Annotated in this window: 11 protein-coding genes; 3 read left to right on the top strand and 8 right to left on the bottom strand. The window is 37.8% G+C overall.

Annotation, left to right across the window (positions count from 1 at the left end):
• Positions 1 to 13 precede the first annotated feature (13 nt).
• The 7 genes from trxB to uvrA all read right to left on the bottom strand — a co-directional run bounded on the left by trxB (position 14) and on the right by uvrA (position 8,986).
• A complete protein-coding gene (gene trxB, locus ACQV2S_RS02275; RefSeq protein ID WP_428875179.1) occupies positions 14 to 958 on the bottom strand; it encodes a thioredoxin-disulfide reductase in 945 nt (314 codons plus the stop codon).
• A 1-nt stretch (position 959) separates the two neighbouring features.
• Entirely contained in the window at positions 960 to 2,012 is a 1,053-nt protein-coding gene (locus tag ACQV2S_RS02270; protein ID WP_428884956.1) for an NAD(P)H-dependent glycerol-3-phosphate dehydrogenase, read from the bottom strand.
• A 10-nt stretch (positions 2,013 to 2,022) separates the two neighbouring features.
• Complete coding sequence (gene lgt, locus ACQV2S_RS02265) at positions 2,023 to 2,856, bottom strand: prolipoprotein diacylglyceryl transferase (protein ID WP_428875177.1); 834 nt, start codon at positions 2,854 to 2,856, stop codon at positions 2,023 to 2,025.
• Entirely contained in the window at positions 2,849 to 3,790 is a 942-nt protein-coding gene (gene hprK / locus ACQV2S_RS02260; protein ID WP_428873183.1) for an HPr(Ser) kinase/phosphatase, read from the bottom strand. The genes lgt and hprK overlap by 8 nt, the downstream gene beginning before the upstream one ends.
• Positions 3,791 to 3,912: 122 nt before the next feature.
• The gene (locus ACQV2S_RS02255) at positions 3,913 to 4,206 is read right to left on the bottom strand and encodes a PspC domain-containing protein (RefSeq protein WP_428873182.1); all 294 of its coding nucleotides are present in this window, start codon (positions 4,204 to 4,206) and stop codon (positions 3,913 to 3,915) included.
• Complete coding sequence (locus tag ACQV2S_RS02250) at positions 4,206 to 5,951, bottom strand: DUF4097 family beta strand repeat-containing protein (RefSeq protein ID WP_428884955.1); 1,746 nt, start codon at positions 5,949 to 5,951, stop codon at positions 4,206 to 4,208. Before ACQV2S_RS02250 ends, ACQV2S_RS02255 begins: the two co-directional genes overlap by 1 nt.
• Positions 5,952 to 6,139: 188 nt before the next feature.
• Positions 6,140 to 8,986: an excinuclease ABC subunit UvrA gene (uvrA, locus tag ACQV2S_RS02245; RefSeq protein ID WP_428875175.1), complete on the bottom strand. Its 2,847-nt coding sequence runs from the start codon at positions 8,984 to 8,986 to the stop codon at positions 6,140 to 6,142.
• A gap of 196 nt (positions 8,987 to 9,182) precedes the next feature.
• On the opposite strand from uvrA, the gene ACQV2S_RS02240 reads away from it, so the two are divergent.
• From ACQV2S_RS02240 to ACQV2S_RS02230, 3 genes are all read left to right on the top strand, one after another.
• Positions 9,183 to 9,869, top strand: a complete 687-nt coding sequence (locus ACQV2S_RS02240; protein WP_428884954.1) for a phosphoribosylaminoimidazolesuccinocarboxamide synthase — start codon at positions 9,183 to 9,185, stop codon at positions 9,867 to 9,869.
• Between the two features lie 191 nt (positions 9,870 to 10,060).
• Positions 10,061 to 10,387: a PadR family transcriptional regulator gene (locus tag ACQV2S_RS02235; RefSeq protein WP_428873178.1), complete on the top strand. Its 327-nt coding sequence runs from the start codon at positions 10,061 to 10,063 to the stop codon at positions 10,385 to 10,387.
• A gap of 2 nt (positions 10,388 to 10,389) precedes the next feature.
• Entirely contained in the window at positions 10,390 to 11,367 is a 978-nt protein-coding gene (locus ACQV2S_RS02230) for a permease prefix domain 1-containing protein (protein ID WP_428884953.1), read from the top strand.
• A 187-nt stretch (positions 11,368 to 11,554) separates the two neighbouring features.
• Here the strand turns inward: ACQV2S_RS02230 and ACQV2S_RS02225 are convergent, their stop codons facing one another.
• On the bottom strand, positions 11,555 to 11,998 hold the full coding sequence (locus ACQV2S_RS02225; RefSeq protein ID WP_428873176.1) for a pyridoxamine 5'-phosphate oxidase family protein: 444 nt from the start codon (positions 11,996 to 11,998) through the stop codon (positions 11,555 to 11,557).
• Positions 11,999 to 12,016 lie beyond the last annotated feature (18 nt).

Raw genomic sequence — 12,016 nt, 5'->3', positions numbered from 1 at the left:
TTAATTATAAAAATTAGTCTGCTAAGGTTTGAATATATTGGTAAGCCATATGGCCTGCATGACTCCCGTCGCCAACAGACGTGGCAATTTGACGTAAATGTGTTTGGCGAACATCTCCTACAGCAAAAATGCCCGGAATCCGCGTTTCCATTTTTTCGTTGGTGATAATCCATCCTTCTTCATCCGTAATATCTAGATGGCTAACCAACGAAGAGTTCGGCACTAAGCCAATGTAGATAAAGACTCCCTCACAAGGATATGTGTAGCGTTCGCCGGTTTTTCTATTTCGTAAGAACACGCCTTCTACGGATTGATCACCTATAACTTCTTCAACAGTCGTATCCCAAATGAAGTCAATTTTATCATTTTTGAAAGCACGCTCTTGTAATATCTGTTGAGCTCTAAGACTGTCTCGACGGTGAACAATGGTTACTTTATCAGCAAACTGAGTGAGGTAAATTCCTTCTTCGACAGCCGAATCTCCCCCTCCTACAACCACTAAGTGGCGGTTACGGAAAAAGAAGCCATCACAAACAGCACAATAAGAAACTCCTTTACCACTTAAAAGATTTTCCCCTGGAATATCTAACTTTCTATGCTGAGATCCAGTAGCAATAATGACAACAGGTGCTACATAGATGTTCTTGCTGGTAATGACATGTTTTACTTGGTCATGTAACTCAATTCCAACCACCGTTTCCATTGAATGCTGCGCGCCAAACTCCATAGCAGATTCAAAAAATTTATGAGCTAATTCTGGACCGGCTATTTTAGAAAAACCTGGATAGTTCTCTACATCAGCCGTATTATTAACTTCTCCTCCTGGTAGACCCTTCTCAAGAATAATTGTTTTTAAATTGGCACGTGAAGCGTATAGGGCTGCCGTCATTCCTCCAGGGCCAGCGCCTACTATCACAACATCGACATTAATCATTGTCTTTTCAATCGTATCTTCCATCTTATCTTCCTTTCTCTGAGGTGATCACTTCATTGTGTTGGGCTAAAGAGGCTTCTTGTTTGCCAGAGCGATTCATTAATTGACTAACCACTTCTTTAACATCCGCTCCTTGATAAAGAACTTGATAGAGGCCATTAGTAATTGGCATATCGACTTGATATTCTTGTGCCAACTCATAAGCTGCCAGGCAAGTAAAAATACCCTCAACCACCATCTGGACTTCTTCTGTCACTTCTTCAACGGTTAAGCCTTTAGCCAAAAAATTACCAGCTTGCCAATTACGTGAATGAATGCTGGTACAAGTTACAATGAGGTCTCCAACTCCACTTAAACCAAGAAAAGTTAGCGGGTCTGCCCCTAAGCGTATACCCAAACGCGATATTTCAGCCAAGCCCCGTGTAATTAAACCGGCCTTAGCATTGTCCCCGTAGTTTAAACCATTAAGAATTCCTGCGCCTAAAGCAATAATGTTTTTCAAGGCAGCGCCTAATTCAACCCCTATCACATCCGTGTTAGTGTATACACGGAAATAATTATTCATAAAGAGCTCTTGAACAGTTTCAGCAGCTTCTAGCGATTCACTGGCCGCGGTAACGGATGTAAGATCTTCGCGTGCGACCTCTTCCGCATGGCTAGGACCGGATAAGACGACTAAAGCTCTGTAAAGATCTGTGGTCAGCTCTTCTTGAAGCACTTGAGAAATACGCAAGTGACTTTTTTGTTCAAGTCCTTTAGACACATGAATAATTAAAGGAGGTCGCTCCATTTTGACTAAAAGTTTATTTACTTCTTTAGAAACCTTACGAATTGCTTGGGTGGGTACTGCAAAAAGCAAGACTTCTGCTTTCTTTAAGGCTTGTACTAAATCAAGCGTTGATTTAACAGTCTCATTCAGCTCAAATTCTTTAAGAAAATGCGAGTTGGTATGTTGTTGATTAATCTCATCAACCACCTGAGGATCAATGCTCCAAATAGTAACACTATGTTGATTGTCTGATAAGACTTTTGCTAGAGCAGACCCCCACGAACCTGATCCTAGAATTGTAATGTTCATTTTTTTCTCCTTATCTTGCAATATCTGATTCCTTATAGAAGGGAAGTGTCAAGTGGACTCTTCGATAAATCATAATTGAAATAGCACTTACAACGATAATTAACGAAAAAACTTGTGAGACTCTAAAAGGTCCCCAATAAAGACTATCTGTTCGTAAACCTTCAATCCAAGCTCTACCTATACCGTACCAAACTGCATAAAAGCTTGCGACTTCTCCTTCTTTTAAGAAACGCTTCCTTCTTATCGTCATAATTAAAACAAGACCGATAAAGTTCCATAAAGACTCAAATAAGAAGGTGGGTTGACGATATTGCCCTTGGACTTCCATTTGATCAATGATAAAAGTAGGTAATCTTAAATTTTCTAAATAGGAGCGACTCACAATCCCTCCGTAAGCCTCCTGGTTAATAAAATTACCCCACCGCCCAACAATTTGTGCCAACATCAAGGCAGGTGCTGCCATGTCCATTTCTAATGCTGCATTTAAATTATCTTTACGAATAAAATATATTAAGGTTAGAAAGCCCGCAATAATTCCGCCATAGATTGCAATACCACCGTTCCAAATAGCAAAAACACTCAACAAATTATCTTGATAGGACTGCCAAGAAAAGGCTACATAATAAATTCTAGCCCCTATAAAACCGATGATAATTGCCCAAAAAAGGCGATCAAAGGCCTTATCTGGATCGGCCCCTTTACGTTTAACTTCCCTTATATATAAGAAATAGGCCAATAACATTCCGAAACCAATGATTAGCCCATACCAATAGACAGGCCAACTTCCAATATGAAAGGCGATGCGATCTATCTTCATAAAAATTGAGCCGAAAGAATTAATCATTAGTCACCTCACGATTAGACATGATCAAAGCATCTAATTTAGCATTAAAGGCATCTGTAGCATCAAAGCCCATACTGTTGGCTCTGAAATTCATAGCGGCTGCTTCAATAATAGCTGCTAAGTTCCGTCCTGTTTTTACCGGTATTCTCGTTCTTGGGATTTGAACATCAAAAATCCGGTCGTATTGTTGACCAGACCCTAAACGATCATATTCAATTTGTCCATCATCTAATACCATCTCGATAATTAATTCTAACTTTTTAGAACGTACAATGGCCGAGACTCCATAAAGACTCATTACATCAACAATTCCCAAGCCACGAATTTCTAATAAGTTTTGTAGAATTTCCGGCGCTTCACCAATTAGGGTTAGCTCATCCACCATAAAAAATTCTACTCGGTCATCGGCTACTAGACGGTGACCCCTTTGAATCAACTCTAAAGCGGTTTCTGATTTGCCGACTCCAGAGGTGCCTGTTAACAAGACTCCCATCCCAAATACTTCAAGAAAGACTCCATGCTTTGAAAAACGCTCTGCTAATTGTCCTTCTAAATAATTGGTTAGATTTGCCAAGACCCGGCTAGTACGAGAACGAGCTGAAAGTAGTGGCACCTGACGTTCTTTAGCTATTAAAATAAGTTCTGAAGGTATAGATATTTTTCGAGCGACTACAATAGCAGGCGTATCTTCACGACAGATAGAGCGGAATTTCTCAATACGTTCTTGGCTAGTCAAGGTATCTAAATAAGCTGTTTCTGTTCGACCGATTAATTGAATCCGATCACTCGGATAGAATTCTTTGAAGTCTGCCAGAATAAGTCCTGGTCTTGAAACTTCACTGGAAACAATTTTCTTATCGACATGTTCATGACCATAGACAATCTCCACATCTAAAGTTTCAGTTAATTTTTGGACTGTCACATATTTTCCCACGGTCCGATCCTCCATTCATTTTTCTCTAAAATGGTATCATAGAAAGAGCCTTCTGACTAGCAAATGGCGCTATCATTAAAAATGAGCCCTCACCTAATAAGATGAGGGCTCGTTTTATTTTTCTAAAAGTCACTCCAGTTATCGTCATCTTGAGGAGTAATATCTTTAATCACCTGATGAGAATTAGTTTCTGAATATTTCTTTCCTTTACGACGTAAAGAGGGTTTGCCAACTTGATAATCATAGGGTATAATAACCGCCATTAAAATGTATGGGAAAAAACCCACTCCTGCTGAAAACATAGCAATCAGAAAAATTAAACGGACTAAAGTCGAATCAATATTAAAGTATTCTGCTATACCACCACAAACACCAAAAATGCGGCGATCGGATGATGAGCGTGTTAATCGTTGCATTATTTACCTTCCTTTCCTGTCTCAGAATCTCCATCTTTTAGGTACAAATCTCCAAAGGTAATACTTGCATCAATCTGAACTTCTTTCTGATCCAGATGACCGGGACGATTGTATATAAATGATTTACCACCATCAAAAATTTCTTGTCGGTCTAAGCCAGACATTCGATGCTTAATTTGTCCTTCAGAGAGATTACCTCTTGCGGTGAAAGCCTGTTCTTTTAGTAAGCTGACTTTAAGGTCGCCATGAACAGCTGAAAGTGAGATGTTAGCTGGTTCGATATCTTTTTTAGTAATGTAACAATCTCCATTAACTGTACTGGCCTTAATATTACCAACTGGTCCAACAATTCGGAAGTCTCCATTAATATTTTTAAGACTAGTTGTTTGGATGGTTGAGTTTTTAATTTTTACATCACCATTGACTAGATTCAAACCTAATATATCAGTTGAGATGTTTTTAAGTTTAACATCTCCTAATTTTGTGTCAATATTCACTTCATCTGCCTTGGTATCAGCAAGACGGATGTCTCCTCGCTTACTAGAAATGATTAGATTATTTACTTCCATTTGTTTGACTCTTATATCTCCATTAAGGGTATTTAAAACAACTGAATGATATAGCTTATGAGGCAAGCTGATCTTGGCATCCATAGCTAAATTCATAGCATCCACATGAAAAACCAATTTATTTTCAATGGTGGTTATAGTTACTTTTTCTTTGAACAAGTCAACCGTTAGCTTATCTTGTCCACCCATCAGCTTAATAACAGCCTCTACTAAAATGTCGTCGCCTTCATGGAATTCTACTTGTAAATCACCATTTAATACATTAAAATCCATCGCTGTTAAAGTTGCTCCATCAAAGGAAAAAGTATGGTCTAATACTTGACTCTTAATCCAAGGCACATTGAAAGATACATTAACATCCTTAGTGGTGAAATTATTGAGTGAGGATTTTATCAGATCCTTCACTTGCTTGCCAAGGCGTTTACCTTCTCTGCTTGCTTCTTCTTTAAATTGGTGCGCTTGCTCAGTAAGAACTTGGGTGGAATTAGAAATAAACCGTTTAAATTCAGGGTCAGCTTGTTGATTTTCTTTACATTCTTCATATAGATCCTCTTGCTGATCATAAAGTCCTTCGACTTGCTGTTCTAAATGCTTAATTTCACTGTCAATCGCTCTTTCTTGTAAGGTAAAATCTTTGACCTGATCTTTCATCTCAGTGGTCAGTTCTTCAATTTCAGCCAGAATTTCTAGTTCTCTTAACCGCTGTTGGATAATAATCTTTTCTTCATTAAATTGATGAAGTCGCTCATTAACCTCTTCAATTTCTTGCTGAATGGCCTGCCCTTTTGTTTCAAAAGCTTCAGCCTTTGCTTGATAAGAAGCATGTTCTTCTTGATCACTGGTCTGTTCTTTAAAAGAAGGTCTGTCTTTTGTTTCTTTACGGTTTTCCAGTGAATCATTGACCTCTTTAACGACTTGATTGCTTGCTTGAGCTACTTCTTTCACTACACTTGTCCCTGCATTCACTGCTTGATCTACCATTGAACGAACCAGGCGGTTGAGGTCATCTTTTACCAATGTCTTGCTCTCAATTTTAGTGTCTTTTGTCTTAGCGCTATCCTCAGTAGGTTCTGATGAATCGTTTGCCATACCACCTGCTTCAAGTAATCTTAAGGCTTCATCCATAGATATAATTTTTTGTCTAACTAATTCGATAATTCTTTCTTTCTCGTTCATAATAATCCTCCTAATTTATACTGACCCTCTTCATCTTCTATTATGCTAGTTAATTACTCTTTAATCATAGGTCCCTAGGCTGATATTTGTTTTTAAAGAAATCGTTATCTGATTCCTGTTATTAGGATAGCGGTTATTATTAAAAAAGCATAGGCCGGACGTCTTAATTTCCCAGCCTATGCTCTCTATTATCGAAAACCCTTATCTTTATCGCGCTTCAAAATATCTTTTAAAAATTTGCCAGTATGACTCTTTCGTTTTCTAGCGATTTCTTCTGGAGTACCAACAGCCACTACTTGACCTCCGTGACTACCACCTTCGGGCCCCATATCAATAATATAGTCTGCCGTTTTAATTACATCAAGATTGTGTTCAATAATAACTACCGTGTTGCCAGCCTCTACTAATCGATTAATAACATTCATTAATTTAACAATATCATGAACATGTAATCCAGTAGTCGGTTCATCCAAAATATAAAGCGTTTTGCCATTGGAAACACGATGAAGTTCAGCGGCTAATTTCATTCGCTGTGCTTCGCCACCCGATAAAGTGGTTGCCGATTGTCCTAACTGGATATAGCCTAAACCTACGTCTTGCAGCGTTTTCATTTTGCGCGCTATCTTTGGATGCGCATCAAAAAATTCCACTGCTTCATCGACTGTCATATTTAAGACATCACTTATCGATTGTCCTTTGAATTTAATTTCGAGTGTCTCTGAATTGTAACGGGCGCCATGACAGACATCGCACGGAACATAAACATCTGGGAGAAAATGCATTTCAATTTTCTTAATACCTGCTCCACCACAAGATTCACAACGTCCTCCCTTGACATTAAATGAAAATCTTCCTTTATTGTAACCGCGAATTTTAGCATCATTAGTATTCGCAAATAATGCACGAATGTCATCAAAAACAGAAGTATAGGTTGCCGGGTTAGACCTTGGAGTTCGACCAATTGGACTTTGATCAATTTCAATCACTTTTTCTAGCTCTTCAAATCCACTGATATCTTTGAATTTACCCGGTCTTTCCTGAGTAGAGGTTAACCGCTTAGCTAAGGCAACTTTTAAGATGCGATTCACTAAGGACGATTTGCCAGAACCGGAAACGCCAGTCACACAAGTTAAGCGACCAATTGGAAAAGAAACATCGATATTTTTTAAATTGTTTTCACGAGCACCCTTGACCTCAATCCAACCTAAGTCTTCCTGTCTACGTTTTTTAGGCACAACAATCCCTTTTTCGCCCCTTAGGTATTTACCAGTAAGAGAGTCAGGGTTCCCCATTACCTCTTGAGGGGTTCCAGCAGCTACAATTTTTCCTCCTTGATCGCCCGCACCAGGCCCAATATCGATTAGGTAGTCAGCTGCTAACATGGTCTCTTCATCGTGCTCAACAACAATTAGAGTGTTCCCTAAATCACGCATCTCCATTAATGAATGAATTAAGCGATCATTGTCTCGTTGATGTAAGCCAATTGAAGGTTCATCCAGTATATAAAGCACGCCGCTTAGTCGCGAGCCAATTTGGGTAGCTAAACGAATCCTTTGAGCTTCTCCTCCTGACAACGAGCCTGCAATTCGATCGAGTGTCAAATACTCCAATCCCACATTATCTAGAAAAGTCAAACGATCATTGATTTCTTTCATAATCGGTTGAGCAATCATCAAGTCATGCTCATCAAATTGTATATTTTCAAAATGTATTTTTGCCATATCAATAGACAATGCTGTCACTTGAGCAATATTTTTATCAGCCACTCTTACACTTAAAGCTTTTTCGTTCAAGCGTTGACCTCTACAAGTTGGACACTCTAACTCTTGCATATAATTACGCAAAACATCTCGCATATAATCTGAACTTGTTTGATTATAGCGTCTTTCAACATTATTAAAGATCCCTTCAAATGTCTGATCAACCGTTCGCTTCTTACCGCCGTGCATGGGTTCAAAGGTAAATTTAAAGTGAAAGTTAGGTTGGCCATATTTGAGCGCTTCTTGTTGGTCCTTGGTTAATTCTTCATAAGGAAGGTCCATTGGGATACCGTAAGCTTTAGCAAATTGTTCTAGCATAGAAGCATAGTAGCCCGAACCTTCTTTGCCCCAAGGTAAAAAGGCTCCCTCACGCAAAGTTAAGGTTGGATCAGGAATAATTAAATCTTCATCAGGAGTTAAACGAGCGCCCAAACCATCACAAGCCGGACAAGAACCGAAGGGTGCATTAAAAGAAAAAAGTCTTGGTTCTAACTCTTCAATAGAAAAATCACAGTATGGACAAGTATAATGCTCATTAAAATAAAGTTCCTCTCCATCAATTACATCTACAACTAAATAACCTTTAGAAGCATTCACTGCTGTTTCAACGGAGTCATAAAGTCGAGATCGAATCCCTTCTTTAATCACAATTCGATCGACCACAATTTCAATAGTATGACTGACTTTTTTTGAAAGTTCGGGAACTTCGGTTAAATCAAATATTTCTCCATCTACTCTTACACGAACATAACCTTCTTTAGCTACTTGCTCCAACACTCTTTTATGCTGCCCTTTTTGATTCCTTACAAGTGGTGAAAGAATTTGAATTTTACTGCGATCTGGTAATTCCAATAAGCGATCCACCATCTGTTCAACAGATTGTCTAACAATGGGTAAGTTGTGACGAGGACAGTAGGGAGTCCCTACTCTGGCATAAAGCAAACGTAAAAAATCATTAATTTCAGTAGCTGTTCCTACGGTTGAGCGCGGGTTCTTACTGGTTGTCTTTTGATCAATTGAAATGGCGGGACTCAGACCCTCAATCGAATCGACTTCCGGTTTATCCATTTGCCCTAAAAATTGACGTGCATAGGCTGACAAACTTTCTACATACCTTCTTTGGCCTTCTGCATATAGGGTATCAAAGGCAAGTGATGACTTGCCAGACCCCGATAATCCAGTCACTACAACTAATTGATCACGAGGTATTTCTATGTCTATATTTTTTAAATTGTGGGTTCTTGCACCCTTGATGGTAATTTTATCTTTAGTCAAAATAATCCCTCTCTTCTCTGTCCGTAAAAAAACTCTTCACCTCATTATAACACAGGTCACTTTCTAAACCAGAAAATTTGTTCGTATGTTTTCCCGAACGTTTAACTGGAATTTCGTTTATTCATCTAACTTTTTATACTCCTTAAGATAGGGGTGTGCTAAAATTAACTTATGTTAATAAGAAAGGGTGTTGAAATTGCAATTAGTTTATAAAGGCAAAACAAAAGACGTCTACTCCTTGGAAAATGGAAACTACCTCTTAAAATTTAAAGACGATGTCACTGGAGAAAACGGTGTCTTTGACCCTGGGGCGAACTCTGTTGGTCTATCTATCGAAGGCGTTGGTCGTGCTGGTTTAGAAATGTCTCAATTTTTCTTTGATAAAATCCATCAAGCTGGAATCTCAACACACTTTGTTAATGCAAACATGGATGAACAAACAATGGAGGTTAAGCCTGCTAAAGTGTTTGGTAAAGGTTTAGAAGTGATTTGCCGCCAAAAAGCAGTGGGTTCTTTCTTCCGTCGCTACGGTGATTATATTGAAGAAGGCAGTGATCTTCCTCAATACGTGGAGTTCACAATTAAAGATGATGATCGTCAAGATCCACCAATCACTAAAGACGGATTAGTTGTTCTTGATATTTTATCCGCTGAACAAGTAGACCGCACCGTTGAGCTCACTCGTCAAATTACAACCATTGTATCTGATGAATTAAAAGCTCATGGTCTTGATCTTTATGATATTAAGTTTGAATTTGGTACTTTACAAAACAACGATGAAGTTGTCCTAATTGATGAAATCTCTGGTGGTAATATGCGTGTCTATAATGACGGCCAATATATTGAACCATTGAAATTACACCAATTACTATTTAAAGCTTAATTCCTATTTTAAATCTAAGCCAAATAATAAAATCAAAGCGTCTCTCGATTAAACAATCGAGAGGCGCTTGTTTTATTCCTATTTTCCTAGGACTATGGTCTGATTTTTTAAAAAACTACTTTATCTGCCGTAGTAATTGTTTTATAATTTAAATACTCCATCAGATACAGTAAAAAGAGTGAGGTGATTCATTGATAAATAGTGATATTTTTAGAGGGTATAACGACCTTTTCATCCTAGCTATTTTAGATAAGAGTGATTCCTATGGTTATGAAATTGGCAAAACAATTTCTCATTTATCCAATGAAAAATACATCATGAAAGAAACAACTCTTTACTCCATTTTTAACCGCTTAAAAAAAGATGGTTTAATCGAAGACTATCCCGGCCAGAAAACAAATGGTCGTCCAAGAACCTACTATCGATTAACGCAAAAAGGGAAAGAAGTCTTACAAGATAAAGTCAAAGAATGGACAATCGTTAAAGCAATCGTGGAAAATATTATTAAAGGAGCTTAATTATGGACGTAATAAAAACCTATCTTGATTCTATGTTTAACAAGATTGAAGTCAATGATGAAATGCTTCAACTGAAGGCAGAAATCTTGGCAAATATGGAAGACAAATACCAAGACTTAATTGATTCAGGTCTGAGTGAGCATGAAGCCGTTGGTAAAGTGATTACTGAATTTGGCAGTATTGAGGAACTGATTGATGCTTATCAATTCAAAACACAAGATAAAAACAAACTGCCACACTATCCCTTACTCACAGAAGAAGAAATCAATGCTTTTATTACCAATAGCACCAAGTCAAATTTATTAACAGCCCTCGGTACCTTTTTGATGATTGCCTCTTCATCAGTCTTCATGACTTTAGAAAGTGTCTTAGGTGAAAACAGCACCTTAGCCGATAGCTTCGGAATTAGTATCATCATAGTGTCAATTGTAATTGCTGTTGGTTTCTATGTAACAGCTAGCCAATTTAATGGCAAACCAAAAAAAGTAGCTAAAGGAGAATATCGTTTATCTAAGAACTTAGAAAGGCAACTAAAAAACGACTTGAAACAACAAGAGAAAGTTAGCTCTTATGGATTCATTGCTGGTATCGCCTTAATTCTTCTACCCATTATACCTATCGTTATAGTTGACAGTCTAAATGTAGCAACTGGTCTAGCAGATTTGACTATTTCCGGACTCTTGATCTGTGTTGCTAGCGCAGTCTTCCTTTTCATCTATTTAGGAGGAAATCAATCAACTTATAAAAAGTTATTGGAATCTGGCCTTTCATCACAGGTTAGCCCTCAAGAAATCAACAGTCGAGAGCGTCTTAAAAAAACAGATAAAATATTTGATGATATATACTGGCCATTGGTCACTGTTATTTATTTTCTCTGGTCGTTTATCAGTAGCGCTTGGGCAATTTCTTGGGTGACCTTTATAATTGCTAGCGTAATAGAGGACCTTTTAAAACATTTGTTAGGATTAAAAACCGATTAAATAAAATCACTTCGATTACTAAATAGCTATATGAAAAAATCTTTACCTTTGAGAGATTTTGGCTTTAATAAAGTATAGCTCCACCTATCTTTGACTGAGAGCAAGATCCCTCCAGCATTCTTTCTAATTGAACAATTAGTGAAGCCCTTTGAAAATGTAACTTCTACATTTTCAAAGGGCTTTATCATTACATCTTAGATAATTTTCCACCAATTTCAAACTCATACTTATGACCTTGAGTCATTGAGTGGTAGAAGCCTTTACCTTCATATATTTGAAACACTTGGGCACCCACTTGATCTGCTTGATCAGGGTAAACTATTTCGACATAAGGATTGTTACCTAAAATTTCTGTTAATTTTTCTTTACCTAACTCTCGTACTTTCCCTTCAATCCGAATCACCTGAATCAAATAATCTTCTTCCTTCATAGCTGTCATTGCAACAGCTTTATTGTCTTGGAGTTGTTGATAAAGATTTGTTTTAGGATTGGTCATGAAAAAGATTCCTTTATCGTTTGCTAGACCAACATGAACATATCGAGCATGCGGTTTATTTTCATTGTCAACCGTTGCTAGCACAGCGACTTTCATATCATTTTGAAATATATCCATAATTTTTTCGATGTTCATCTTTTTTCTCCTTAAAAA

The sequence above is a fragment of the Facklamia sp. P13064 genome (genome assembly GCF_050409425.1).
Taxonomy (GTDB): domain Bacteria; phylum Bacillota; class Bacilli; order Lactobacillales; family Aerococcaceae; genus Facklamia.
This window is presented reverse-complemented; position numbering and strand designations above follow the sequence as displayed.

Excerpts from the sequence above, each read along its gene's own strand:
- trxB (WP_428875179.1), bottom strand. The coding sequence starts at position 958 with ATGGAAGATACGATTGAAAAGACAATGATTAATGTCGATGTTGTGATA.
- ACQV2S_RS02270 (WP_428884956.1), bottom strand. The coding sequence starts at position 2,012 with ATGAACATTACAATTCTAGGATCAGGTTCGTGGGGGTCTGCTCTAGCA.
- lgt (WP_428875177.1), bottom strand. The coding sequence starts at position 2,856 with ATGATTAATTCTTTCGGCTCAATTTTTATGAAGATAGATCGCATCGCC.
- ACQV2S_RS02255 (WP_428873182.1), bottom strand. The coding sequence starts at position 4,206 with ATGCAACGATTAACACGCTCATCATCCGATCGCCGCATTTTTGGTGTT.
- ACQV2S_RS02250 (WP_428884955.1), bottom strand. The coding sequence starts at position 5,951 with ATGAACGAGAAAGAAAGAATTATCGAATTAGTTAGACAAAAAATTATA.
- ACQV2S_RS02230 (WP_428884953.1), top strand. The coding sequence starts at position 10,390 with ATGGACGTAATAAAAACCTATCTTGATTCTATGTTTAACAAGATTGAA.
- ACQV2S_RS02225 (WP_428873176.1), bottom strand. The coding sequence starts at position 11,998 with ATGAACATCGAAAAAATTATGGATATATTTCAAAATGATATGAAAGTC.